We start from the raw sequence: 24,864 nt of genomic DNA on the forward strand, positions 1-24,864 counted from the left end.
GCTCATTCAATGCCAGAAGGTCATAAACGATCCCTTAATATCCACATGCAAATTAAAGAGACCTAACACTCTGGGACAGTGCCCGATTCGGGTTACTGGGCTGATTCCAAATGGCTAATTTTTGTTAACCATATCTGCTGTCTGCGCCCCTGACGCGTTAAACATACGCGCGGCAGACGCCAAAGAGATCCAGCACATCATTCGACGCCAAATCCCTTTGGAGCTCACACGCAATGAAATAATTCTAATATGAAATACACCAATAAATTGATATTGATGTTTGCTCGCAATGATCTACTTTATGAAAATAGTATTATTATTAGTTGTAGAGGAGCTGATTTATGGCGGGTTGTTTAAAGTCGTCGGCGGCCTCGTTATAGCCCTAGCGGTCGTTGTAGCCATTTCGATGCTCGCCATCGGAGGCATCGGTGGCTTTTTCGCCGGACTGGTCGCTGCACTTCTAAACGCATTTCGCGGCGCCGCGATTTTTGCCTTTGGATTGATGCTCGAACATCTGGAGGCAATTCGCTGGGATTCGGCCAGACAGTCGGAAATGCTGAGGGAGTTGCTGCGGGGAGCATCGAAGGCGGATCCGTCTGGCAGAGATCCGAAAGCAAACAGCCTCGATCAACTTGAGAAATCGAAGTTCCGCTTCAGGGAAATCTGATCCTAAAGCAGATCCTGCAAGAACGGGATCAACGGCTCATCCGCCGGCGGCATCGGGTAGTCGCGCAGCGCCTGAGGTCGTACCCATTTGATCGCCTGGCCCTCCCGGCCATGCGGTATGCCTTCATAGCGACGGCAGATATAAAGCGGCATCAGCAGATGGAAGGTTTCGTAGGTATGGCTGGCGAATGTCAGCGGCGCAAGACAAGCGATCTTCGTCTGGATGCCAAGCTCTTCCTGAAGCTCGCGCACCAAAGTCTCTTCCGGCGTCTCGCCGGGCTCGACCTTGCCGCCCGGAAATTCCCATAGGCCGGCGAGCGATTTTCCCTCCGGCCGCTGCGCCAGAAGGATGCGGCCATCGGTGTCGATCAGCGCGCAGGCAGCGACCAGAATGATCTTGCGGCCGGCTTCGCTCATGCTTCACTCGCAGGGCGCCAGTAGCAATACCGATAGGCCTCACGGAAACCGAAGCGGGCATAGAGCGCCAATGCCGGGTCGTTGCAGGCACCGACTTGCAGCCAGGCGGTCCGGGCGCTGCGCATACGCGCCCACCGCAGCGCCGACGTCAGAATCTCGATTGCCAATCCCTTGCGCCGGTGCTCGGCCGCCACCGACACCGACATGATGCCGGCAAGGTCGTTGTCCTGCACGCAAAGCGTCGTTGCCACCGGTCCAGCCTCGTCATTCTCGATAACGAAAAGACCCGAGGGCGGCTTGATACCGCTCACAACCTCTGCCAGGGCAGGCTTGAGAACGGGATCGGCTTTATCCACCAACAGGCTCGCGTCGACATAGCGGCCGACATCGTGGCTCGGCAGATGATCCAGCGTATCGGGAAGTTCGAGATCGATCAGATCGGTGGTCATGACGATGGTCTCGTCGAACCGCGTCCAACCCTGGCGCTGCAACAGCTCGATCAGCATTGGCGAGGCGAGCGGCGTCTCGCGCACCACCATCGGCCGGCCATAGGCCTCGAACTTGCGCTGCGCCTTCGTCAGCCGGATATCGAGATCGCGGCTGTCGGAGGGATCGAGCGGTACGACGCAGTTCAGCCGTTTCGACGGATGGCCCGCCGTCAACCGCACCTGCCAACTGCCATCATACTGCACGGACGAGGCAGGCCATGCCCGGAAACCGACGGCTTCGAGCCTGCGCACCAAAGGCAGCTTGTTCATCGTGGACTGCGCATGCATTGGAAGGATATCAGCTCCGGTAGTCGCCATTGATGGCAACATATTCCTTGGTGAGGTCGCAGGTCCAGACCGTCGCCCGGCCATTGCCCAGTCCGAGGTCGACTTTCACAGGAATATCCTGCTGCTTCATCACATTGGAGGCTGCTTCCTCGGAATAGGAGGCATCGCGCTCACCGTTGACGGCGACGCGGACGTCGCCAAACCAGATGGCGAGCCTGTCGCGGTCGGCCATTTCGCCGGCCTTGCCGACGGCCATGACGACGCGGCCCCAATTGGCATCCTCGCCGGCGGCAGCGGTCTTGACCAGCGGCGAATTGGCGATCGAGAGCGCAATGCGCTTGGCGGCAGCGTCATTTTCAGCGCCGGTCACGGTGATCTCGAGCATCTTGGTGGCGCCTTCGCCGTCGCGGACCACCTGGATGGCGAGATCCTTCAGGAGCTCGTTCAGCGCCGTACGGAACGCGGCAAGCTTGGGATCCTCGGCGCGCTCGATGCGAGCCTGACCGTCAGCGGCGGCAGCGCCGGTGGCGAACAACATCAGCGTATCCGATGTCGACGTGTCGCTGTCGACCGTCATCGAATTGAAGCTCGGGCCGACGCCTTCCGACAGGAGGGTCTGCAATGCAGCGGAAGAGATATCGGCATCGGTGACGACGAAGGACAGCATGGTCGCCATGTCGGGCGCGATCATGCCCGCACCCTTGGCGATGCCGTTGATGGTGACCTTGACGCCATCGATCTCGGCGCTGCGGGTGGCAACCTTCGGATAGGTATCCGTCGTCATGATCGCCTTGGCGGCCTCGAACCAGAAATCGCTGGTCGCGTCCTTTGCCATGGTGTCGAGCACGCCGGCGAACTTGGTCGCGTCCAATGGCTCGCCGATCACACCCGTCGAGGCGAGATAGACTTCGTTCTCGCCGCAACCGACAGCAGCCGCTGCCGACTTGGCGGTGAGCTCGGTCGCCTGACGACCCTTGAGGCCGGTGAAGGCGTTGGCATTGCCGGAATTGACGACGACGGCGCGGGCGCTGCCATGCGCCAGGTTCGACCGGCAGAAATCGACGGGAGCCGACGGGCACTTAGAGCGGGTGAAGACACCCGCGACGGCGGCCGGCCTGTCGAAAACCATGAGCAGGACGTCGGTCCGGTTCTTGTATTTGATACCGGCGGATGCCGTGGTCATGCGCACGCCGCGCAAGGCCGGCATGGCAACGAAGGATTTAGGAGCGAGCGGGGAGACGGAACCGGACATGAGGCCACACCTGAAAGAGCATGATGCCGAAAAGTACAGGCGGTTTTCGGACTACATCATGCTCTGTTTCTTTGATTCTGGAGCGGATTCAGATTTTAGGTCGATGCGACCTAAAATCATCCGACTCCAGTGAAGGGCCCGGAAGAACCGGGCCCTGATGGTTTAACTGCTGCGACTTACTGCTGCGGCTGGGCGCCAGGGGCGACCGCGTCGTCTGCCGGCGCCTGATCCTGCTGCTTCTGCGCATCATCATAGGCCTTGCTCAGCGCCGGGTCATTGATGACGACCTTCGATTCCTGCTTGGCCTTGGCCAGGAGCTCAAGATACTTGTCGCGCATGACGAGCTGACGAACCTGATCCTTCACCTGATCGAACGGCGGCGGCGGAGCGACGCGCTTGTCTTCGACCTTGATGACGTGCCAGCCGAAGTCGGACTTCACCGGGGTCTTGGTGTAGGTGCCGACGGGCAGCGCGAAGGCTGCATCTTCGAATTCCTTGACCATCCGGCCACGGGCGAAATAGCCGAGATCGCCGCCATCGCCCTTGTTCGGATCGGTCGACTTTTCCTTGGCGAGTTCGGCAAAATCCTTGCCGGCGTCGAGTTCCTTGATGATTGCCTTGGCCTCGTCCTCGGTCTTCACCAGGATGTGGCGTGCATGAACCTCTTCCTGCTTCGGCAGGGCCGCGACTTCCTTGTCGTAGCGGGCCTTGACCTCATCGTCCTTGATCGCGTCCGCGACATGCGCCTTGAAATAGGCATTGTGCAGCTCGCGGTCGCGCAGATAGGCCATATGCGACTGGAAGTCCGGCGTCTGGTCGAGCTTTTCGGCAGCCGCATCCTTGGCGAGCAGCTTGACGTCGATCGAAGCCGAAAGTGCCGCGACCTTCTTCTGATCGTCGGGAAGCTGGCCGAGCTGCGGGTCGAGATTGGCGATCGCGAGATCGAGCTCGGACTGATGGATTTCGACATCGCCGACCTTGGCGACAACGGGATCTTTGGCGTCAGCGGCAAAGACCGGCGCCTGCAAGGTGACGAATGTTGCGAACGCAGCCGCAGCAAGTTTGTTGTAGCTCAACATAAAATAACCTTTCGGTGGTCTCGACCGGCTCAAAGTAATGAATCCGGCAGGAAAAGCCTTCAGCAGGAGAATGTGGCCTTTCTGTATCGGCCAATTCCCGTTGACATCAATCGACCCCCCTCTTATCTGTCACGCAACCTCGCGTCCAGAACAGTTTCCGGGCGTTTTGTGCTATACTCCCGATTTTTTCAGGGGCGGATGAAGCAGAAAACGACAGGATGAAATCTCAGAAAGGACCAGTCATATGGTCAGCCTAGGTGGAATTGCCCGCAAGTTGTTTGGCTCGTCCAACGACCGCCGCGTCAAGTCGTTCCAGCCGAATGTCGTTGCGATCAACGCGCTCGAAGAACAGATGCGCGCTTTGTCTGACGAAGCCTTGGCCGCCAAGACGGTCGAGTTCCGCCAGCAGCTTGCCGACGGCAAGACGCTCGACGACCTTCTTGTACCCGCCTTTGCCGTGGTGCGCGAGGCCTCGCGGCGCGTTCTCGGAATGCGACCTTTTGACGTACAGCTCATCGGCGGCATGATCCTGCATTCGAATGCAATCTCCGAGATGAAGACGGGCGAAGGCAAGACGCTGGTCGCGACGCTGCCCGTCTATCTGAACGCGCTTGCGGGCAAGGGCGTCCATGTCGTCACCGTCAACGATTACCTGGCGCAGCGCGACAGCGGCCACATGGGCCGCATTTACGGCTTCCTCGGGCTTACCACCGGAGTCATCATTCACGGCCTGTCGGATGAAGAACGCCGCGACGCCTATGCCTGCGACATCACTTACGGCACCAACAACGAACTCGGCTTCGACTATCTGCGCGACAATATGAAATACGACCGCGCCCAGATGGTGCAGCGCGGTCATAATTTCGCGATCGTCGACGAAGTGGACTCGATCCTCATCGACGAGGCGCGCACGCCGCTCATCATTTCCGGCCCGCTCGACGACCGTTCCGATCTCTATACCACTATCGACGCCTTCATTCCGCGCCTGTCGAAGGACGATTACGAAATCGACGAGAAGCAGCGCTCGGCCAACTTCTCCGAGGACGGCACCGAGAAGCTGGAAAACATGCTGCGTGACGCCGGTCTTCTGAAGGGTGAATCGCTCTACGACATCGAAAACGTCGCGATCGTCCACCATGTCAACAACGCCCTGAAAGCCCACAAGCTCTTCCAGCGTGACAAGGACTATATCGTCCGCAACGGCGAAGTCGTCATCATCGACGAATTCACCGGTCGCATGATGCCGGGCCGCCGCTATTCGGACGGCCAGCACCAGGCGCTGGAAGCCAAGGAACGGGTGCAGATCCAGCCGGAAAACCAGACGCTGGCGCAGATCACCTTCCAGAATTATTTCCGTATGTACGACAAGCTTGCCGGCATGACCGGCACGGCATCCACGGAAGCAGAAGAATTCGGCAACATCTACGGCCTTGACGTGGTCGAGGTGCCGACCAATCTGCCGATCCAGCGTATCGATGAGGACGACGAGGTCTACCGTACGCACGACGAAAAATATAAGGCGATCATCGCCGAGATCCTTGACGCCCACAAGCGCGGCCAGCCGGTGCTCGTCGGCACCACCTCGATCGAAAAGTCCGAGCTTCTTGCCGACCGCATGCGCAAGCAGGGCTTCAGCAACTTCCAGGTTCTGAACGCCCGCTACCACGAGCAGGAAGCCTATATCGTCGCCCAGGCCGGCGTTCCCGGCGCCGTGACGATCGCCACCAACATGGCCGGCCGCGGTACCGACATTCAGCTCGGCGGCAACCTCGAAATGCGCGTAGAGCGCGATCTGGAGGAGATGGAGCCCGGCCCTGAGCGCGATGCGGCGATCGCCAAGATCGCCGAAGAGATCAAGGAGCTCAAGCAGCAGGCGCTTACCGCCGGCGGTCTCTATGTCATCGCCACCGAGCGCCATGAAAGCCGCCGCATCGACAATCAGTTGCGCGGCCGTTCCGGCCGTCAGGGCGACCCTGGCCGTTCGAAATTCTACCTGTCGCTCCAGGACGACCTGATGCGCATCTTCGGCTCCGACCGTATGGACGGCATGCTGCAGAAGCTCGGCCTCAAGGAAGGCGAGGCGATCGTCCATCCCTGGATCAACAAGGCGCTGGAACGCGCCCAGAAGAAGGTCGAAGCCCGCAACTTCGACATCCGCAAGAACGTCCTGAAGTATGACGACGTGCTGAACGATCAGCGCAAGGTCATCTTCGAGCAACGCGTCGAGCTGATGGATGCGACGGATCTCTCCGAAACTGTCGGCGACATGCGCCACGAGGTCGTCGAAGATCTGGTTTCCAGGTACATCCCCGAGCGCGCCTATGCCGAACAGTGGGATGCTGACGGCTTGAAGACGGCTGTCGCCAACTTCTTCGATCTCGACATGCCGGTGCATGACTGGGTCAAGGAAGAGGGCATCGCCGAAGACGATATCCGTGCCCGCCTGACGGAAGCAGCAGACAAGGCCGCCACAGAAAAGGCCGAGCGCTTCGGCCCCGAAATCATGACCTATGTCGAGCGCTCCATCGTGCTGCAGACGCTGGATAATCTCTGGCGCGAGCACATCGTCAACCTCGATCACCTGCGCTCCGTCATCGGCTTCCGCGGCTATGCCCAGCGCGATCCGTTGCAGGAATACAAGGCCGAGGCTTTCGAACTCTTCCAGTCGCTTTTGAACAACCTGCGCCAGGCCGTCATCGCTCAGTTGTCGCGTGTTGAACTGGTGCAGCAGCCGGCCGAGCCGCAGGCAATGCCGATGCAGGCACGCCATATCGACGCCACGACCGGCGAAGACGAATTTGCGCCGCTCAGCCTCGTCAACGACAACGTCGTCGCACCGGAAAACCGTGATCCACAGAATCCGGCAACCTGGGGCCGCGTCGGCCGCAACGAGACTTGCCCCTGCGGTTCCGGCAAGAAATACAAGCATTGCCACGGGGCGTTCGAGAGCAGCGAAGTCGTTTGAGACTTCGCAGTCCCTCGGCCATGACCAAATGCCGCCTTCGGGCGGCATTTTTATGCGCGATTTTGCCTGAAGGCCGAGCAATATATGTCGGAAACTATTCGGCAGGTGCGCCAAAGCGTTTCAGCAAGAAATCGATCATGCTGCGCAGTTTCGCGGTGGGTCGACGATCGAGGGCATACAGCAAGTGCATTGGCGAGGCGACCGGCATCCAGTCGGGCAGCACCTGCACAAGGCGACCTCTGGCAAGATCCTCGGCAAGCATGACTTCCGGCTGAAGGACGATACCCGCGCCATTCAAGGCGGCGACGCGCAGTGCATCACCATTGTCGGCAGACAATCGCCCGCTTACGTCCGGCCGCCATTCGCCATCAGGGCCAAACAAATACCACTGGTCGCGGCGACGCCAGTAGGAGAGGCCGAGGCAATCATGCGCGGACAAATCCCTGGGGTGCGTCGGTGTACCCCGCCGCTCCAGATAGGCTGCAGACGCCGCCATTATTCGTCGGTATGGCTGCAAAGGGCGTGCGACCAGATCGAGCTCGGCGACGTCCCCTATGCGAATTGCGAGTTCGCACCCCTCCCGCGAAAGGTCTGGCACTCCGTTGTCCAGCATGACGTCCACACTTACGGCTGGATACATAGCGAGATAGTCGGCAAGTGCCGGCATCAGGCGATGACTTCCGAACGTAACAGGGGAGACGATGCGCAGGAGACCGCGAGGTTCGGACTGCAATTCGCTCGCGCTGGCGTCAGCCAGTTGCACATCGGCGAGCACTTGCTTGCAGCGCTCGTAATACAGACGGCCGATTTCGGTTAGTTGCTGACGCCGGGTGGTTCGATGAAGCAAGCGAGCTCCGAGGCGCGCTTCTATTGCCCGCACTTGCTTGCCTGCCATGGTGGGAGACACGCCTGCAGCGTCGGCGGCGGCACTGAAACTGCCGTGTTCAACCACCCGCACGAACATCGTCATCGCGGACAATTTGTCCATATTATAAACCTAGCGGTTCTAAATGAATGAACATAAAGCACGTTTATTCCAGGGAAGCCAGCGGCCATAGTTCCTTTGCCTCAGTCCTTCTCAATTGGAGAAGGCAACCAAACAGGAGCTTTCCAATGCCAACAATTCATCTCGAAATGCATCCGGGCCGAACCCTTGAGCAAAAGCGTGATTTCGTCCGCAAGGTCACACAGGTTGCCGCCGAGACGCTTGCTTGCCCGACGGATAGTGTGGACGTGTTGATCAGCGAGATTCCTCGCGAACACTGGGCCAAGGGCGGCCAACTCGTAGCGGATAAGGACACGCTTCAGAAAATCGCACGATGACGCGCTGACGGGTAACTGATTTTCACCTCCGTCTCTCGCGACGGACCAGCCACGGCAGCCATTGCCATCAACGTTCGAGGGCAACGAGGTCATTTAGGCTTCGCATCTTCTTGCCGATCCAAAGTGTCGCCTTCGGGCGGCATTTTATTGATGCGCCGGCACCGTCTTCGCATGCTTTTCATGTGTTCGAGGAACCGATTCTTAACCCCCTTCTGCGAAAACTATCCTTAGGTTAGATCATGTTTTAAGTATTGCGTATCGACATGGCGGTCTTTCAAACAGCAGAGAAAATGCTGCCGTCCGGGCTGCGGACTGTGCTGTCGCCGCACCTGCGCAAACTCGTGCCCCTCTTCACCGGCAATGACGAAAAGGCCGTCTCGCAGCGTATGGCACTGGTCGCTTTCGCCATCCGCATTGCCGGCGCCGCCCTTGCTTTCGTCTCGCAGATCGTTCTCGCCCGCATGATGGGGCGCTTCGAATATGGCGTCTTCGTCTTCGTCTGGGTGCTGATGATCCTGTTCGGCAATCTCGCCTGCCTCGGCTTCCCGACAGCCATCATCCGTTTCCTGCCGCAATATGATGCGAGCGGCGATCACGATGCCATCCGCGGTGTGACCGCCACGGCACGCCGCTTCGTCCTGGCAGTTGCCGGCGGATTGGCTCTGATCGGCATGGCGGCGCTCTATGCGTTCAGCGGCATGGTCGAAAACTATTATGTCGTGCCGATCTTTCTCGGCCTGATCGCCGTGCCGATGATCGCGCTTGGCGACGTGCTGGATGGCACGGCGCGCGCCAATCATTGGCCGGTCATGGCGCTGAGCCCGACTTTCCTCATCCGCCCGACGTTGATCCTGCTGTTCATGCTGGCCGCCATCCTTTTCGGCGCGGCCCATAGCGCGGTGACGGCGATGGCGGCTGCCCTTGCTGCCGCTTTCGTCACCGTCTTTTGCCAATATCTCGCCCTCACCTTCCGCCTGCGCCGCCATTATCCCAACGGCCCGAAAACGATCGAATTCAACGCCTGGCTTGCCGTCGCTTTCCCGGTCTTTCTGGTGGAAGGCGTCGGTTATCTCCTGACCAATTCCGATGTCGTCGTGGTCGGCATCTACCTCGATCCCGCTGAGGTCGCCGTCTATTTCGCCGCTGCCAAGATCATGGCGCTGGTGCATTTCATCTCTTTCGCCGTCAAGGCTGCCATTGGCCCGCGTTTTGCCGCCATCATCGCCGAGAACGATCGGGAAAAACTCGCGGCCTTCGCCACGGAAGCCGCGCGCTGGACCTTCTTCCCGGCCCTCGCTGTCGGTCTTGTCGTGTTCGCGGCCGGACAATTCCTGCTCTCGCTCTTCGGCGCAGCCTTTACCGAGGGCCAGGTGGTCATCGCCATCCTGCTTGCCGGCGTTCTCGCCAAGGCGCTTGTCGGTCCGGCCGAGATGCTGCTGCTGATGGCGGACCGGCAGATGCTCTGCGTCTATCTCTATGCCGCGGCGCTGATCGCCAATATCGGCCTCAACGTCGCTCTCATTCCGCATTTCGGCATCGAAGGCGCGGCCATTGCTGCGGCCAGTGCCATGATGGTCGAGGCCATGTTGCTGCATTTCGCCGTCCGCCGTGCGCTCGGCATCGTGCTCTTCGCCCTTACCCGTCAGCCGGCGACATCAGCTACGAACGGGGCACTCTGACCATGGCGCGCCCTCCTTTTACCGAAAGCACCGACAGCCAAGTGAATGCTCTGACGCATACGCTGGCAGCGCTGCATTTCGAGCGACCCAAGGCCGAGGCCCGCGTCGAGGTCGGACGGGCCGGCCGTGAACTCTGCCTCTATCCCGGCAAGCTCGGCTATGAACTGCAGGATGAACTGGATTTTCTCTCCAATCGTGCCATGGAGCCGAACGTCTTCTTCTCCGGTCGCTTCCTGGCGCCTGCCATGCCGCGCCTGGAGGATCGGCAGATCCGCCTCGCCCTGATCCGCGACGACAATAGCGCCCGCAGCCGCATGCGCCTCCTGGTGCCCTTTACTGTCGACAAGCCGGGTTTTGCGATCGGTCCTTCGATTATCCGTGTCTGGTCGAATTCATTCGGTCCGCTCGGCACTCCCCTAGTGGACGCCGAAGAGGCCGGCGAAACGCTCGACAATCTCTTCGAGGCGCTGACCCGGCGGGAACTGCACCTGCCGACCACGCTGGTGCTGCCGGATATCCGATTGAACGGCCGTTTCGCCCAGATGGCAAAGGCAGTCGCCATCGGCCGCAACCTGCCGCTCACTGTCGCCAATTCCTATCAGCGGCCGATGCTCGACAGCAGCGAGGATGCGCTCGCCTATCTCAAGCGAACGATCTCGAACGCGCATCTGCGCGAAATGCGCCGCCAGTGGCGTCTCCTGGAAAATCTCGGTGAGGTCGTCTACAGCGTCGCCCGCCAGCCCCGCGACATTCACCTGCGCATGGAGGAATTCATGGCGTTGGAAGCGAGCGGCTGGAAGGGTAAGAAACGCAGCGCCATGGTCACTGACCGCCACCATGCGGCCTTTGCCCGCGAGGCCATCTCCAATCTCGCCGCCGTCGATGCCGTGCGCATTCACACCATCGACCTCAACGGCAAGGCCATCGCCTCGATGATCGTGCTGATGATGGGCGGCGAGGCCTATACCTGGAAGACGGCCTATAACGAGGATTACGCCCGCTATTCGCCGGGCAAGCTGCTGATGGGCGAGCTGACCGAGTGGCATCTCGACGACGCCAACATCGTCCGTTCGGACTCCTGCGCGGTGCCCAATCATCCGATCATGAGCCGCTTTTGGCAGGAGCGCGAAGACATGGGCACGCTGATCATCGGCCTGACGCAGAACGGTGACCGCGACGTCCGGCAAGTGGCAACGCAACTGCATATGTACCGCAGCACCCGCAACATGGCGAAGCTGCTGCGCGAGAAGATATTGTCGCTTACGAAGCGCTAGACATCCGGTTTGCTTCCAGAGCCTCGGCCACCGCGCGGTCGCGCAGCAGGCGGCGGATGACCTTACCCGATGTCGTCAGCGGCAGGGCATCGACAAACTCGATCTCGCGCGGATATTCGTGCATGGAAAGCCGCGTTTTCACCCAGTCGCAGATTTCGGCGGCCAGCGCCTCGCCCGGCTCGAAGCCGGACGTGAGAACCACATAGGCCTTGACGATCTCCGTGCGCACCACATCCGGCTTGCCGACGGCGGCGGCCAGTTGCACGGCTGGATGACCGCCGAGACAGTCCTCGATCTCGCTGGGGCCGATGCGATAGCCCGACGAGGTGATGACATCGTCGTCGCGGCCGATAAAGGAAATATAGCCGTCCGCATCCTGCCGGCCGAGATCACCGGTCAACAGCCAGTCGCCGGCGAATTTCGCCTCCGTCGCCTTCTCGTCCTGCCAGTAGCCGAGGAACATCACCGGATCGGGCCACTGGATAGCGATCTGCCCGCTCTCACCGACCGGCATCTCCCTGCCATCCGCATCGACGATCGCAACGCGATGGCCGGGCACGGGCTTGCCGGTCGACCCGCCACGGCTGACGCCGAAGGCGGCGCTGGAGGAGAGAACGAAATTGCATTCGGTCTGGCCGAAAAACTCGTTGACGGTGACCCCGAGGGCGGAACGCGCCCATTCATAGGTCTCGCGCCCGAGCGCCTCGCCGGCCGAGCCGACGGTGCGCAGCTTGAGATCGTAAAGCGCCCGGGGATTGCTCACCGACTTCAGCAGCCGCAAGGCGGTCGGCGGAATAAAGGCGTTTCGCACGCCCATCTCGGCCATGATGCGGAAGGCCATGTGCGCATCGAATTTCTGCGCCGGCGAGGAGACGACGGGCACGCCGAGCATCAGGCTCGGCAGCAGCGCATTCAGCAGACCGCCCGCCCAGGCCCAATCCGACGGCGTCCAAAGTTTATCGCCCGCTTGCGGAAAACCTTCGTGGGCGAACTGCATGCCGGGAATATGCCCCGGCAAAACGCGATGCCCGTGCAACGCACCCTTCGGCGGGCCGGTGGTGCCTGAGGTGAAAATCATCAGCGCCGGATCGTCAGGTCCGGTATCCGCCACCTCGAAAAGCGGCGGATGCGCCGCAACGAGCTCGGCAAAACCGGCGACACCCTCCCCGACGCCGTCGATGCTGATCACATGCGCGAGGGCTGGCAAGCGATCGCGGATCGGCCGCAGCCGCGTGAGGCCGAACTGATTAGTGACGATCGCCGAGGTTCCCGAAACTGTCAGCCGGTATTCCAATGCTTCCGCACCGAAAAGCAGCGCCAGCGGCAGGGCAATTGCTCCCATCTTGTAGATCGCGACATGCGCGATGACTGTCTCGAAACTCTGTGGCAAAAGCAGCGCCACCCGATCGCCTGACCGCACGCCGAGCGCCGTCAACGCATTGGCAAAAGCGGCGGAACGGTCCCGCAGCTCGCCATAGGTCATCGCCAGATGGCTGCCGTCCGGGCTGAAATGCTCAAGGCAGACCCGGTCCGGCTCTCGCTCCGCCCAATCGTCGCAAACCACGCGCCCGATATTGAATTTCGCCGGAATGTCCCAACGAAAATCGCGATATAGGGCGTCATAGCTGTTGCGAGGGGGCAGTTTCATACCAAAATCCAGAAAAATGCTGCAGTGCAGCTAACACCTGTCGCGCCTGGGGTTCAAGGAAACATTTGCAATCGTCGCCTCCGCGCCCGCGGAAATCGCCGTATTTATTTAGCGCTGCTTCAAAGCCTATTGCGAATTATTGAGCTAATCGCCGAAGCTACGCTCCGCTAGTCTCCCTTCGACAACACATCCACTCTGCCTCCAGTCCGGCGGCGGAGCGTTTCCGTGTCGGACCCTAAAGATGGAGACTACCGATGGAATATGTGAAGCTTGGCAAAACCGGCCTTGAAGTGTCCCGCATCTGCCTGGGCTGCATGACCTATGGCGATCCCGGCAAGGGCACGCATGCCTGGTCGCTGAAGGAAGAGGAGAGCCGTCCGCTGCTTAGGCAGGCGATCGAGGCCGGCATCAACTTCCTCGATACGGCGAACACCTATTCCAACGGCTCGTCGGAGGAGATCGTCGGCCGCGCCATCAAGGATTTCGCGCGCCGCGAGGATATCGTCCTGGCAACCAAGGTGTTCAACCGCATGCGTCCCGGCCCGAACGGCGCCGGCCTGTCGCGCAAGGCGATCTTCGATGAGATCGATAACAGCCTGCGCCGCCTCGGCACCGACTATGTCGATCTCTACCAGATCCATCGCTGGGACTATACGACGCCGATCGAGGAAACGCTGGAAGCGCTGCACGATATCGTCAAGGCCGGCAAGGCCCGCTATATCGGCGCCTCCTCGATGTATTCCTGGCAATTCGCCAAGGCGATCTTCACCTCGCGCCTCAACGGCTGGACCGAATTCGTCAGCATGCAGAACCACCTGAACCTGCTCTATCGCGAGGAAGAGCGCGAAATGCTGCCCTTCTGCGAAGACCAGAAGATCGCGGTCATTCCCTGGAGCCCGCTTGCCCGCGGCCGCCTCACTCGCGACTGGGACGAGACGACGGCCCGCACGCAAAGCGACGAATTCGGCAAGACGCTTTACACTCAGGCAATCGACGCCGACCGCAGGGTTGTCGAAGCCGTCGGCGCCATCGCCAAGGCCCGCGGCATCGCACGCGCCCAGGTCGCCACAGCCTGGCTCCTGCAGAAAAGCGCCGTCACCGCCCCGATCATCGGCGCCTCCAAACCCGGCCACATCGCCGACGCCGTCGCCTCGCTTTCGGTGAAACTGACGCCCGAGGAGATCGAAGCGCTGGAATCGCCTTACATTCCGCATGGGGTTGCCGGCTTCAAGTGATCTGGGATTTGGCGCTGGTCAGGTTGGGCCAATGATGCCGCACCTGCTTGCTTGGCCTCTCATCCCGCATGCATCAGGGCAATCGCAGGTGCAGGATTATTGAAAAATAGAGCTGCGGCTCCTCCTTCTCCCCTCGGGGAGAAGGTGCCCGAAGGGCGGATGAGGGGGACGTGCGGCAAAGTAAGAATTCATTAAAACAATAGCATTTTTGCTCGGGGAGACACCCCCTCATCCGACCCTTCGGGCCACCTTCTCCCCGCTGGGGAGAAGGAGTAACCCTCGCGGCAAACCGGTTATCATTCGATTCTTCAACAATCTCGCATATACGATTTCCCTGCCCATGCGGGGAGAGGGCTAGGGTGAGGGGCGGCAGTCCCGAACTCTAAAGCCATTTCCTGAGCCCTTTAGAAACAAGCGCTCGGGCTTTGAGCCGCAGAGAATAACGGTGCCGCTGAATCCCCCGCAAATCGCGCAAAAGTTACTTCACGAGCCGGTCACTGTTGAGGCTTAACAAGTCAAGATTCCCCCACCCCCGAGGATGGCAATCCATGATCACAGTTCCCTTCGAAGCGCGGCGCTTTCAGTCGACCGCGGCCGACTACCTGCGCTATCGCATCCCCTATCCGGACAGCCTGATCGCCCGTGTCGCCGAGCAAAGCGGCCTGAAGGCCGGCGACCATGTGCTTGACCTCGGCTGCGGCCCGGGACAGCTCGGGATCGCGTTTGCGCGGCTTCGGGGCGCTGCCGTCACTGCCATGGACCCCGAGCCGGAAATGCTCGCCGCAGCCGAAGCCGGGGCGAAAGAAGCCGGTGTCGAGATTACCCTGCGTCAAGGGTCCTCCTACGATCTCGGGCCGGATATCGGCAGGCTGCATCTCTGCGTCATGGGCCGCTCCTTCCACTGGATGGATCGCCCGGCGACACTTGCGGCCCTCGACAGGCTGATCGAACCCGGCGGCGCGGTCGTGCTGTTCCATGACCGACAGGTGCTGGCGACCCCGGATTGGCGCAGCATCGTAGATAGACTGGCGGAAACTTTTTCGCCGGAGCGACATGAGCAGCGCTTGCTGAGGAAGAGCAAGGCATGGGCGCCGCATGAGGCAGTGCTCCTCGCCTCGCCCTTCCGCAATCTCGAGCGCATCGGCATCGTCAGCGAATATCAGAGGGATATCGACGATATCGTCGGCCGCGTCTTCTCGATGTCCTCCACATCGCCGCAAGCGCTCGGCGACAAGCTTGCCGATTTCGAGGCGGCATTGCGCGCCGAGCTGCTGGAAACGGCCCCCGACGGCAAAATCACTGAGATCGTCGAATCGAACGGCCTGCTCGCTTTCCGCGGCTGATCGAAGCGGGCTTTAACGCGAAGCGAGCTCCTGCCGGGTTGCGGCCAGAAGCTCTTCGGAAAGCGCCGGCGTATCCATGGCGCGGGCGAGAATGACCGCGCCGACCATGGTAGAGAGATCAGCAAGCGCCTTGCGCCGCCGCTCCTCCTGCGTTTCTCCGGGCGTGATCTCTTCGAGGATCGCCGCCATTCCCATCAGGCCGTTGGTGAAGGTGGACTGCATTTCCGGACCGTAGCGGCTGACCTCCTGCGTCAGCGCCGCAAAGACGCAGCCGGTGCCATGTTCGACGACATTGCGATGCGAGAGATAATGCGTGAGCAGTGCATCGCGCGGCGCTTCCGGTGCTCCCTCGACCACCTGCTGCCAGCGCTCCTGCGAGCGCGCCACCAGCGCCTTGCTGGCTTCACAAGCCAGCTCATCTTTCGATTCGAAATGGCCGTAGAAGCCGCCATGCGTCAGCCCGGCCGCCTTCATGATGTCGGCGACGCCGATGCCGTCGAAACCCTTCTCGCGAAAGAGCTCCCCTGCGACAGCAAGGATCTTCTCGCGATTTTCAGCGAATTTTTCCCGGCTCACTCTCATCAAAAAACTCCATCAGAGCATCAATAAATCTGTATTGACAATTTATATGATGGCCATCATCAATATGCAACAAATATGACAGCAATCATCTAAATGCCTTTACACAAACGTTCAAGCCGGGAGCACGGTATGGCGCTAGGAGCGGACACGGCACACCTGGACGTCTGCGATCGAGCGCTTTCGCCACCCTTCTGATCCAGACGTCAAGACACGCAACTTTATCGGAACGCACCCCATGGTTTCCACAGTCCTTGCTTCGACGCTTGCCCGGCGCAACATCCACTATGGATGGGTCGTCGTCGGCGCCACTTTCCTCACCATGCTGGTCACCGCCGGCGCCATGGGGGCGCCCGGCGTGCTCATCAAGCCCCTGGAAGACGAATTCGGCTGGAGCACATCCTCCATCTCCTCCGCGCTTGCCGTCCGCCTGGTATTGTTCGGCCTAATGGGTCCGTTCGCCGCAGCGTTCATGAATCATTTCGGTGTCCGCAAGGTCATCGTCTTCGCGCTGATCACCATCTGCGCCGGCTTCATCGGCTCGCTGTTCATGACGCAGGTCTGGCAGTTGCTGCTCTGCTGGGGCATCGTCATCGGCTTCGGCACCGGCCTTACCGCCATGGTACTGGCCGCAACGGTATCGACGCGCTGGTTCACCAAGCATCGCGGCCTCGTCGTCGGCATGCTCTCGGCAAGCTCGGCCACCGGCCAGCTCGTTTTCCTGCCGCTGATGGCGGAGCTGACGCAACGTTACGGCTGGCGCACCACCGTACTCTTCGTCTGCGCCATGATCGTCATCGCTGCTTTGGTCGTGCTGCTGCTGATGCGCGACCGCCCGGCCGACGTCAATCTGCCGCTCGTCGGTGAACTCCATGTTTCGCCGACGCCGCCCGCCACCAAGAACCTCAAGGCGGCCCTGGCCTCGCCCCTCGTCATCCTGAAGGAAGCATCCACGAGTTCCACTTTCTGGATCCTCGCCGCCACCTTCTTCATCTGCGGCCTTTCGACCAACGGCCTGATCCAAACGCATTTCGTCACGCTCTGCGGCGATTTCGGCATCGTGCCGGTGGCCGCCGCCAGTGTGCTTGCCGTCATGGGCATCTTCGATTTCTTCGGCACGATCGGCTCCGGCTGGCTGTCCGACCGCTTCGACAATCGCTGGCTGCTCTTCTGGTATTACGGCCTGCGCGGCCTGTCGCTGATCTACCTGCCCTTCAGCAACTTCACTTTCTACGGCCTGTCGATCTTCGCCGTCTTCTACGGTCTCGACTGGATCGCCACCGTGCCACCGACCGTCAAGATCGCCGCCGACCGCTTCGGCCGCGAAAAAGCCGGTCTCGTCTTCGGCTGGGTCTTCGCCGCCCACCAGCTCGGCGCCGCCACAGCAGCTTATGGCGCCGGCCTGTCGCGCACCGAACTCAGCACCTACCTGCCCGCCTTTTTCATCGCCGGCGCCTTCTGCGTGCTCGCCGCAATCCTGGCGCTGACGATCAGCCGCTCCGGCTCGACTGACAAGGCCCCGGCAATGGCCCACTGAGGCAGCGCCGCAAGAGACAAAACGGCCCATGGCGCCCGCTGCCGCCATGGGCCGAATTGCAAGCCCCGGAAAACAAGACGCATTCCTTCGCAACCCGTCTTGCGCGCCCGGCCAATCACATGTTAGACACCCGCCTCGTTGCGATCCGTTGCCCCATTGGCGGAATTGGTAGACGCGCTCGACTCAAAATCGAGTTTCGAAAGAAGTGCTGGTTCGACTCCGGCATGGGGCACCAAATCTCAGAACCTTCCTTAACTGGATATAACCCCGCGGCATCAAGGTGCTGGCAGAGAATGAAAAAGGTTCGATACCGAAGTCATTAACGTCCTCCCCCGGGTGAGGGCGGATCGGCCAAAACATCATCCTCAAACGAACGTGGTTTTTTTACTATACCCAGCCATTCTTCGTAGGCACTGTTCAGAATTTTGACTCGCTCTAAATGTGAAGAGCGATCGTTAATATTGCGAAGCGCGCCCTTGTAGCGCGCGATGTCGTCGTTGCTGGTAAGGAACGCGATTGTTTTTTCTTTTAGCTCTTCATAAAACGCTTCCAAGAACGGTCGTACGAGTCGCAACTGATCAACTTCAATGGATCGAACAAACCAATAGAAGGCCGGCACGCTTCCTGCCGATCTAAGCAATTTGTCTTTCGCGCCGAAAACGACTGCGAGCTTGTCTAGTGTCTGCTGGGCATCGAGTTTTGCTACCTCAAGCTTTTGATGTTCATTAGCAAAGTCTGTGACAACCTTATCTAGATTTACGCGTTTCGTTTCCGTAACATCGTCTTGCAACTCGAATGCCAAGATTTTCGCAGCATTATTTTGATTCTCTCCTCGGTCATCTTTATACGATGTGCATTGAACAAAGAAATCATGTTGCGCAATTTCGGCGATTACGGAGGGAACGGTTCCAATCATTGCGTTGCGCTTTTCCGGTCCTGTGAGCACGATTCCTTTATTCAGGCGCAAAAACAATTCACGAATTCTAGCCGCATCGTCTGTTACAACGTGCACCACGGGCATTGGAAATTCTTCAACTCGCTCGGCAAACGGAAATGCAATTTCTACAATATCCCTATAGTACAACCCTGCGAGCTTTAGTTTTGGATTCTCTTCCAATACAAAACTATCGGACAACGGCATTTCATTACTTAGAAAATCAAATATTGCTTGAAGTCTCTGTTTTCCATCAACCACAGCATACCTCATACCGGCAGAATTTAACTCCGACTTAATTGTCGTGAAGTCGGCAAAATAGAGCTTAGGCATATCATAGCCATTGATCATGGTGTCGATAAGCGATTGCCTATCACCAATCCTCCAAAGTCCCCCCTTGCGCTGATATGGCGGGTTCATATCAATTTGTGACCGCCGGGTAAGCCAGTAGCGTGCGGATTTGAATTGTTGGTGCTGAATCTCAAACATGTGCGCCTCCGTGGCGGCGCCTTATCTCGATGGCCAGCCCTTCCAGATCCGGAAATATAGTTGAATAAGTTATGCCATAGCTTTCCAAATCAGAAAGCATCTGGGGCTTCATACTCTTATCTATAATAAGCTTTGTAAGTATAGTTGGCTTCACACGATAATCTTGAGCGAAATTCTCCAGAGGCGCTGGTTGGGGCGCAAAAATCACAAACCGACCTTTTTGCGCGTTTATACGTGGATTGTTCATGATTCCCTGAATAGCCAATGGCTCATTGCGATTGCTTTTTTCCTTAAACGTTGGGTGATATTGCTTTACCAAGCCGTCATCAGTGGTAAAAATACGCGGCGGCTCTTTGATATCATCCAGTACTACTCCATTCCATGCCGCCGGGTCGAAGCACCATACGACTGAATTTTCCTTCGAATTTCCTGACATCAAAGCAAAGTAGAGCGCGATAAGTGGACTAGCGGTCCAGTCCAACAGCCTTGTGGGCGCTCTATAATGCTGCATTAAGAAAAGCAGATCCCATTGATCACGCCGATGCGCATCAAAAAGAGGAGATCTCCTTAAGAATTCATCGTAGACCGCACTTTCCATCGTCGCGATGTCATTTCTGTCCTCCGGCTTGCGGCCACGGTGAATGAACGGCTCGAGCAAATAGCTCTCTGCACTGTGTCCCCGATACCAAAGCTCATTTACGGCAACGCGACCTGCCCGAAACTTTTCGATGGCTTTAATGAAATCGCTAAAGCGGGATATTTTCATGAGGATCCCCTCTAATATTTCGCACAGGTTTACAACGGAAAAGCGAATAAATTTTTAATCGGTTGCATATTGGTGCAGTGAGTTATCGCGAATAACCGAATACAAAAAGGCTAAAGGCGCTAATCAATTTCCTTACCTGCGGCGCTTTGGACAACGTGTTCACCGAAAAGCATCTCACCCACCCATCACGAAAAATTTTGCCTTTCCGCCACTTCCGTCATCCCCCGACCATTTACAGCCATAATCCTCCCCCCTAAAGGTGTGCAACGCAGCAAAAGGGGGCAGAATGCTTCGTAGACTTTACGACTGGACCATGTCGCTGGCTCGCCGCAAATCGGCGGAAGTCTGGTTGGCCATTATCGCCTTCGTTGAAAGCTCGATCTTCCTCGTGCCCGCCGACGTTTTGTTCCTACCGATGTCGCTCGCAAAGCCCGAGCGTGCCTGGCGCTATGCGCTGACGGCGACGGTTGCCTCCGTGCTGGGCGGCGTTGCGGGCTGGGCGCTCGGCTATTACGCCTTCGAGGCCATCGCCAAGCCGATCCTGATCTTCTACGGCAAGCTCGACGCCTTCAACCAGATGAGCGCCGGCGTCACCTACGGGTGGGTCGTTCTGCTGCTCGTCACGTCGGGTCTGGCGCATCTGCCGCCGATCAAGGTGGTCACCATCCTGTCCGGCGTCGCCCATATCGATCTCGGCCTCTTCATCATCTCGGCCATCGTCGCCCGCGGCGCCCGCTTCTTTTTCCTCGCCTTTCTGCTGCGCCGCTATGGCGAATCGATCCGGCATTTCATCGAGAAGCGCCTGGGCCAGATCACCATGGCGGCCGCCGCCGTCCTCATTCTTCTCTATATCCTCTTCCATTATGTGCTGGCGCACTGACGACGGAGCCCTTGCATGTCTAAGACCTTGACCTCTCGCGCCGGCCTCACCTATTCCGCGCTGCTTGCTATCGGCATGATCATCGTCATCGGCTCGGCGCTCGGCTTCCAATATATCGGCGGCTATATTCCTTGCGCGCTCTGCCTTGAGCAGCGCCAGCCCTATTATTACGGCATTCCCGTCGCGATCGTCGCCGCTCTAACGGCCGTCGCTGGCTTGCCCTCCTGGATCACCCGCGCGCTGCTCGCCATTGCCGGCATCATGATGGTGGTCGGCGGCGGCATCGGCGTCTATCACGCCGGCGTCGAATGGCACTTCTGGGCCGGCCCGACGACCTGCTCCACATCCGCCAGCAGCATGACGCAGAATGCCGGCGACCTGCTGAACGAACTCAGCACCATCAAAGGCCCGTCCTGCACGGAAGCGGCACTCCGCGTTCTCGGCTTGTCGATGGCAGGATGGAATGTGATCGCGAGTGTGATCCTGGCGGCGATTGCGTTTATGGGTGTGAAAAAGGCCGGTTGATCGTCGGCAGGGCCGCGACCTTTCATGTGCCGGGCCTCTGGTACCCCCCTCTGTCCTTTTCGGGACATCTCCCCCACAAGGGGGAGATTGTAGGGAGATTGCCGCTCGCCATCACCAAAACAAAGTCCTCGGTCTCAGCGGATGCAATGTCTGCTTAAGGCGAGGGAGTGCCACGCGTTACCAATCTCCCCCCTTGTGGGGGAGATGTCACGAGAGTGACAGAGGGGGTACCGCACCCTCCGCAACCGATACGGCCGCATGCCGAGGAACATTCCTTACGGCTGCAGTTCCGTATCCCAATAGAGATAGTCGAGCCAGCTATCGTGCAGATAGTTCGGCGGAAACAGGCGGCCGTTGTTGTGCAGGTCCTGCACGGTCGGCTGATAGGGTTTCTGCGCCGGGAACATGCCGGCCTGCTTCGGTAGCTTGCTGCCCTTGCGCAGGTTGCATGGCGAACAAGCCGCGACGACATTTTCCCAGGTCGTCTCGCCGCCGTGGGCGCGCGGGATGACGTGGTCGAAAGTCAGATCGTCATGATTACCGCAATATTGGCACTCGAACCGGTCGCGCAGGAAGACGTTGAATCGGGTGAAGGCCGGATTGCGGGAGGGCTGAACGTAAGTCTTGAGGCAGACGACGCTTGGCAGCCGCATCGAGAAGCTCGGCGACGATACGGATTGATCGTATTCAGCAATGATATTCACACGGTCAAGGAAGACCGCCTTGATCGCGTCCTGCCAGGACCAGAGCGACAAAGGGTAATAACTCAGCGGCCGATAGTCAGCGTTCAGCACGAGCGCTGGCAGGGACTGCGGTGAGACTGCAATCGTCAAGGAACCCTCCTGATCGATTCGGCATCTACATCTGTATATTAGGCCGGTTGTTACAGGATTGTGAAGTCCAATAAATTCAGTGCATAGCGGCGAATCGATGAGAGCAGCCGATCAATCGATAGGCAGCGCGTCGCGCCGGGTCTTGACGGCGTAATAGGCCCAGAAAAGCCGGGCAGCGACCGAGCGCCAGGGCATCCATACCGCCGCTTCCCTGGCCAAAGCCTTGGGCAAGGGCCGGACCTCATGCCCGAAAGCCATGCCGACAGCCGCCTGCAAGGCCACATCACCGACCGGAAACACATCTGCGTGACCGCCGCAGAACATCAGATAGACCTCCGCCGTCCAGGGACCGATTCCCTTGATGGCGGTCAGCTCGGAAAGCGCCTTTTCCGGGCTTTCGGCACTCAGCGAGTGAAGGCCGAGGCCGCCGCTGACCACGGCGTCGGCAACGCGCGCCAGCGTGTCGTGCTTGATTCGCGACAGACCAAAGCCGCGCCAGGCATCCGGTTCCAGCCCGTGATAGGCCTCGGCGGTCACCTTCCCCATCCTCGCCATCATCCGCCCCCAGATCGCATCGGCGCTCGCCCGCGACACGACCTGCGACACGATGATATGGGCCAGCCCCTCGAAGCCCGGTTCGCGCAGACGCAGCGGCACCGGACCCGCCTCGGAGACAATCTGTCGCAGGCGCGGGTCGAGATCGACCAGCGCCGCCAGCCCTTGCTTGATATCGTCTTCGCCGCGGATGATGTGCATGGCTTCTCGTAGTGTGGGATTAAAATTCGTGGCAGAAGAAAGCATGAACGCGATTCCCCGTCAAAAGCCGATATTCCGTTTTGCGCCGAGCCCGAACGGCCCGTTGCATCTCGGCCACGCGCTGTCGGCGATTCTCAATCACGACATGGCGGATGAGGCCGGCGGCCGTTTCCTGCTGCGCATCGAAGACATAGATCAGGCCCGCTGCACACCCGAATTCGAAGCGGGCATATTTGCCGATCTCGCCTGGCTGGGCCTTTCCTGGGAAAAACCGGTGCGCCGGCAGTCCGAACATCTCCCGGCCTACGAAGCCGCCATACAGTCGCTCATCGCGCGCGACCTCGTCTACCCCGCCTTTCTGACGCGCGGCGAGGTGAAGGCGCGGGTCGCAGCCGGCGCCGCCAGCGGCAGCCCGTGGCCGCGTGATCCGGACGGCACGCCGCTTTACCCGCCCGACGATCGCCTGCGCAGCAAAGAGGAAAGGAAGCAATTGCTGGGCACCGGCCTCAAGCATGCCTGGCGGCTCGACATGGAAAAAGCCGTCGCCGCGGTCGGGGAGCCGCTGCATTGGCAGGAAAGCGGCGATGGCGAGAGGGGCGATATTCTTGCCAATCCCGGCGCCTGGGGCGATGTCGTGCTGTCACGCTCCGATGCGCCGTCGAGCTATCATCTCTCCGTGGTCGTCGACGATGCGGCGCAGGGCGTCACCCATGTCGTCCGCGGTCTCGACCTCTTTCACGCCACCTCGGTCCACCGGCTGCTGCAGGCTCTGCTCGATCTGCCGCAGCCGCTCTATCATCATCATCGGTTGATTCTCGGCGAGGATGGCAAGAAGCTGTCGAAGAGCCAGGGCGACACCGGCATTGCCGAATGGCGCCGGCATGGCTGGTCACCTGCGGAGCTTCGCCGCCGCATCGGCCTCTGATATTTTGTCTGCTTCTCGTCCATTCGCTTCGGGACTGCCCATTCCCTTGCGAAAGAGCATGCGCCGCACCTTGAATTTCATCAGCGCCGCATTGATCTCCGCGCCCAGGATGAAGATCACCGCCAGCATGTAGAGGAAGATCAGCACGATCATGACCGAGGCGAGGCCGGCATAGGTGGCCGTGTAATTGGCGAAAGTCGCGAGGTAATAGGCGAAAATCAAAGCGCCGAGCGACCAGAAGAGCAATGTCAGGAACACGCCCGGGATGACATCGAGCAGCCGCCGCCGTCCGGCTGCCAGCCACAGATGCAGGATCAACAATCCCGCGAGCAGCAGGAAGACGGTGCCATAGATGCGCCAACTGAAGACGACATCCAGAATATCGGCAAGCCGCGGCACCCACTCCCGCGTATAGTTCAGCACCAGCGGCACTGCGACCAGCATGATGCTGAGAAGCGCAAAGATCAAAACCGCCATTAGCACATAGCCGAGGCTCGCAAGACGGTTGAAATACCAGGGCCGGTTTTCCAGCACACGGTAGGCGCGATTGAGGGAGATGCGCAGTGCTTCGACGCCGTTGGAAGCGAAATAGGCCGCAGCCAGCACGGAGACGGTCAGCAGCCCGCCGCGCGGAATGGTCAGCACCTGCACCACCTGATCCGCCAGCGGCTTGGCGATCGCCTCCGGCCAGGTGTCGAAAATCAGATGCACCGCCGTCGAGGAAAACTGGCTGGCGCCAAGGAAGCTCGCAAGCGCCGTACCGAAGATCAGAAATGGAAAAACGGCCAGCAGCGTCGAGAGCGCCACATGGCTTGCCATGGCAAAACCGTCGTCCTCGACGAAATGAAACACCGCGTCGTAGACGACCCTGTAGAGCGTACGGACGAATATCGGCATTCCATCTCCGCTTCAGCCCGGTTCTCGTCTGCCGGTAGTCGATTGTGTCGAGTCTTTGAATATGGGAAACGACTCCCGTTTGTACA

Annotated in this window: 23 protein-coding genes and 1 tRNA gene; 12 read left to right on the forward strand and 12 right to left on the reverse strand. The window is 59.6% G+C overall.

The window, feature by feature from the left end:
- Nucleotides 1–301 precede the first annotated feature (301 nt).
- Nucleotides 302–667 carry a hypothetical protein gene (locus QA646_RS14075; protein ID WP_283056043.1) on the forward strand — a complete coding sequence of 122 codons (366 nt, stop codon included), beginning with the start codon at nt 302–304 and terminating at the stop codon, nt 665–667.
- Nucleotides 668–669: 2 nt separating this feature from the next.
- Here the strand turns inward: QA646_RS14075 and mutT are convergent, their stop codons facing one another.
- The 4 genes from mutT to QA646_RS14095 all read right to left on the reverse strand — a co-directional run bounded on the left by mutT (nt 670) and on the right by QA646_RS14095 (nt 4,190).
- On the reverse strand, nt 670–1,083 hold the full coding sequence (mutT, locus tag QA646_RS14080) for an 8-oxo-dGTP diphosphatase MutT (RefSeq protein WP_283056044.1): 414 nt from the start codon (nt 1,081–1,083) through the stop codon (nt 670–672).
- Nucleotides 1,080–1,889, reverse strand: coding sequence for a GNAT family N-acetyltransferase (locus QA646_RS14085; RefSeq protein ID WP_283056045.1), 810 nt, complete (start codon nt 1,887–1,889; stop codon nt 1,080–1,082). Before QA646_RS14085 ends, mutT begins: the two co-directional genes overlap by 4 nt.
- Nucleotides 1,870–3,111 (reverse strand): bifunctional glutamate N-acetyltransferase/amino-acid acetyltransferase ArgJ, encoded by a 1,242-nt coding sequence (gene argJ / locus QA646_RS14090; RefSeq protein ID WP_283056046.1) that lies wholly within the window; start codon nt 3,109–3,111, stop codon nt 1,870–1,872. Before argJ ends, QA646_RS14085 begins: the two co-directional genes overlap by 20 nt.
- A gap of 176 nt (nt 3,112–3,287) precedes the next feature.
- Nucleotides 3,288–4,190, reverse strand: a complete 903-nt coding sequence (locus QA646_RS14095; RefSeq protein WP_283056047.1) for a peptidylprolyl isomerase — start codon at nt 4,188–4,190, stop codon at nt 3,288–3,290.
- Between the two features lie 244 nt (nt 4,191–4,434).
- On the opposite strand from QA646_RS14095, the gene secA reads away from it, so the two are divergent.
- Complete coding sequence (gene secA, locus QA646_RS14100; protein WP_283056048.1) at nt 4,435–7,155, forward strand: preprotein translocase subunit SecA; 2,721 nt, start codon at nt 4,435–4,437, stop codon at nt 7,153–7,155.
- Between the two features lie 94 nt (nt 7,156–7,249).
- Here secA and QA646_RS14105 read toward each other — a convergent pair whose 3' ends face one another.
- The gene (locus QA646_RS14105) at nt 7,250–8,143 is read right to left on the reverse strand and encodes a LysR family transcriptional regulator (RefSeq protein ID WP_283056049.1); all 894 of its coding nucleotides are present in this window, start codon (nt 8,141–8,143) and stop codon (nt 7,250–7,252) included.
- A 125-nt stretch (nt 8,144–8,268) separates the two neighbouring features.
- Between QA646_RS14105 and QA646_RS14110 the strand changes: the two genes are divergently transcribed.
- The 3 genes from QA646_RS14110 to QA646_RS14120 all read left to right on the forward strand — a co-directional run bounded on the left by QA646_RS14110 (nt 8,269) and on the right by QA646_RS14120 (nt 11,431).
- Entirely contained in the window at nt 8,269–8,478 is a 210-nt protein-coding gene (locus tag QA646_RS14110) for a 4-oxalocrotonate tautomerase (protein WP_283056050.1), read from the forward strand.
- Between the two features lie 263 nt (nt 8,479–8,741).
- The gene (locus QA646_RS14115; RefSeq protein WP_283056051.1) at nt 8,742–10,157 is read left to right on the forward strand and encodes a lipopolysaccharide biosynthesis protein; all 1,416 of its coding nucleotides are present in this window, start codon (nt 8,742–8,744) and stop codon (nt 10,155–10,157) included.
- 2 nt (nt 10,158–10,159) lie between these two features.
- Complete coding sequence (locus QA646_RS14120; RefSeq protein WP_283056052.1) at nt 10,160–11,431, forward strand: GNAT family N-acetyltransferase; 1,272 nt, start codon at nt 10,160–10,162, stop codon at nt 11,429–11,431.
- On the opposite strand, the gene QA646_RS14125 is transcribed toward QA646_RS14120, so the two are convergent.
- Entirely contained in the window at nt 11,418–13,079 is a 1,662-nt protein-coding gene (locus QA646_RS14125; RefSeq protein WP_283056053.1) for an AMP-binding protein, read from the reverse strand. The two genes, QA646_RS14120 and QA646_RS14125, sit on opposite strands and share 14 nt — an antisense overlap.
- Before the next feature lie 254 nt (nt 13,080–13,333).
- Between QA646_RS14125 and QA646_RS14130 the strand changes: the two genes are divergently transcribed.
- On the forward strand, nt 13,334–14,314 hold the full coding sequence (locus QA646_RS14130; RefSeq protein ID WP_283056054.1) for an aldo/keto reductase: 981 nt from the start codon (nt 13,334–13,336) through the stop codon (nt 14,312–14,314).
- 548 nt (nt 14,315–14,862) lie between these two features.
- A complete protein-coding gene (locus tag QA646_RS14135) occupies nt 14,863–15,657 on the forward strand; it encodes a methyltransferase domain-containing protein (RefSeq protein ID WP_283056055.1) in 795 nt (264 codons plus the stop codon).
- A gap of 12 nt (nt 15,658–15,669) precedes the next feature.
- On the opposite strand, the gene QA646_RS14140 is transcribed toward QA646_RS14135, so the two are convergent.
- Nucleotides 15,670–16,239, reverse strand: a complete 570-nt coding sequence (locus QA646_RS14140) for a TetR/AcrR family transcriptional regulator (RefSeq protein ID WP_107109423.1) — start codon at nt 16,237–16,239, stop codon at nt 15,670–15,672.
- Between the two features lie 235 nt (nt 16,240–16,474).
- Here QA646_RS14140 and QA646_RS14145 point away from each other — a divergent pair, with 235 nt between their 5' ends.
- Both QA646_RS14145 and QA646_RS14150 read left to right on the forward strand, forming a co-directional pair.
- Nucleotides 16,475–17,773 (forward strand): MFS transporter, encoded by a 1,299-nt coding sequence (locus QA646_RS14145; protein ID WP_283056056.1) that lies wholly within the window; start codon nt 16,475–16,477, stop codon nt 17,771–17,773.
- A 150-nt stretch (nt 17,774–17,923) separates the two neighbouring features.
- Nucleotides 17,924–18,008 (forward strand) — tRNA-Leu (locus tag QA646_RS14150).
- 84 nt (nt 18,009–18,092) lie between these two features.
- On the opposite strand, the gene QA646_RS14155 is transcribed toward QA646_RS14150, so the two are convergent.
- Together QA646_RS14155 and QA646_RS14160 are read right to left on the reverse strand one after the other, a co-directional pair.
- Nucleotides 18,093–19,196, reverse strand: a complete 1,104-nt coding sequence (locus tag QA646_RS14155) for a DUF262 domain-containing protein (protein ID WP_283056057.1) — start codon at nt 19,194–19,196, stop codon at nt 18,093–18,095.
- On the reverse strand, nt 19,189–19,962 hold the full coding sequence (locus QA646_RS14160; protein WP_283056058.1) for an FRG domain-containing protein: 774 nt from the start codon (nt 19,960–19,962) through the stop codon (nt 19,189–19,191). Before QA646_RS14160 ends, QA646_RS14155 begins: the two co-directional genes overlap by 8 nt.
- A 286-nt stretch (nt 19,963–20,248) precedes the next feature.
- Between QA646_RS14160 and QA646_RS14165 the strand changes: the two genes are divergently transcribed.
- Both QA646_RS14165 and QA646_RS14170 read left to right on the forward strand, forming a co-directional pair.
- On the forward strand, nt 20,249–20,842 hold the full coding sequence (locus tag QA646_RS14165; protein ID WP_283056059.1) for a YqaA family protein: 594 nt from the start codon (nt 20,249–20,251) through the stop codon (nt 20,840–20,842).
- Nucleotides 20,843–20,857: 15 nt separating this feature from the next.
- The gene (locus QA646_RS14170; RefSeq protein WP_283056060.1) at nt 20,858–21,367 is read left to right on the forward strand and encodes a disulfide bond formation protein B; all 510 of its coding nucleotides are present in this window, start codon (nt 20,858–20,860) and stop codon (nt 21,365–21,367) included.
- A gap of 275 nt (nt 21,368–21,642) precedes the next feature.
- On the opposite strand, the gene QA646_RS14175 is transcribed toward QA646_RS14170, so the two are convergent.
- Both QA646_RS14175 and QA646_RS14180 read right to left on the reverse strand, forming a co-directional pair.
- Complete coding sequence (locus QA646_RS14175; protein ID WP_028754837.1) at nt 21,643–22,200, reverse strand: HNH endonuclease; 558 nt, start codon at nt 22,198–22,200, stop codon at nt 21,643–21,645.
- Nucleotides 22,201–22,311: 111 nt separating this feature from the next.
- A complete protein-coding gene (locus QA646_RS14180; RefSeq protein ID WP_283056061.1) occupies nt 22,312–22,956 on the reverse strand; it encodes a DNA-3-methyladenine glycosylase in 645 nt (214 codons plus the stop codon).
- A 43-nt stretch (nt 22,957–22,999) separates the two neighbouring features.
- Here QA646_RS14180 and gluQRS point away from each other — a divergent pair, with 43 nt between their 5' ends.
- Complete coding sequence (gene gluQRS, locus QA646_RS14185) at nt 23,000–23,881, forward strand: tRNA glutamyl-Q(34) synthetase GluQRS (protein ID WP_283056062.1); 882 nt, start codon at nt 23,000–23,002, stop codon at nt 23,879–23,881.
- On the opposite strand, the gene QA646_RS14190 is transcribed toward gluQRS, so the two are convergent.
- Nucleotides 23,846–24,778, reverse strand: coding sequence for a YihY/virulence factor BrkB family protein (locus QA646_RS14190; RefSeq protein ID WP_283056063.1), 933 nt, complete (start codon nt 24,776–24,778; stop codon nt 23,846–23,848). The genes gluQRS and QA646_RS14190 overlap by 36 nt on opposite strands.
- Nucleotides 24,779–24,864: the final 86 nt, after the last annotated feature.

This window comes from Rhizobium sp. CB3090 (assembly GCF_029714285.1).
Lineage (GTDB): Bacteria > Pseudomonadota > Alphaproteobacteria > Rhizobiales > Rhizobiaceae > Rhizobium.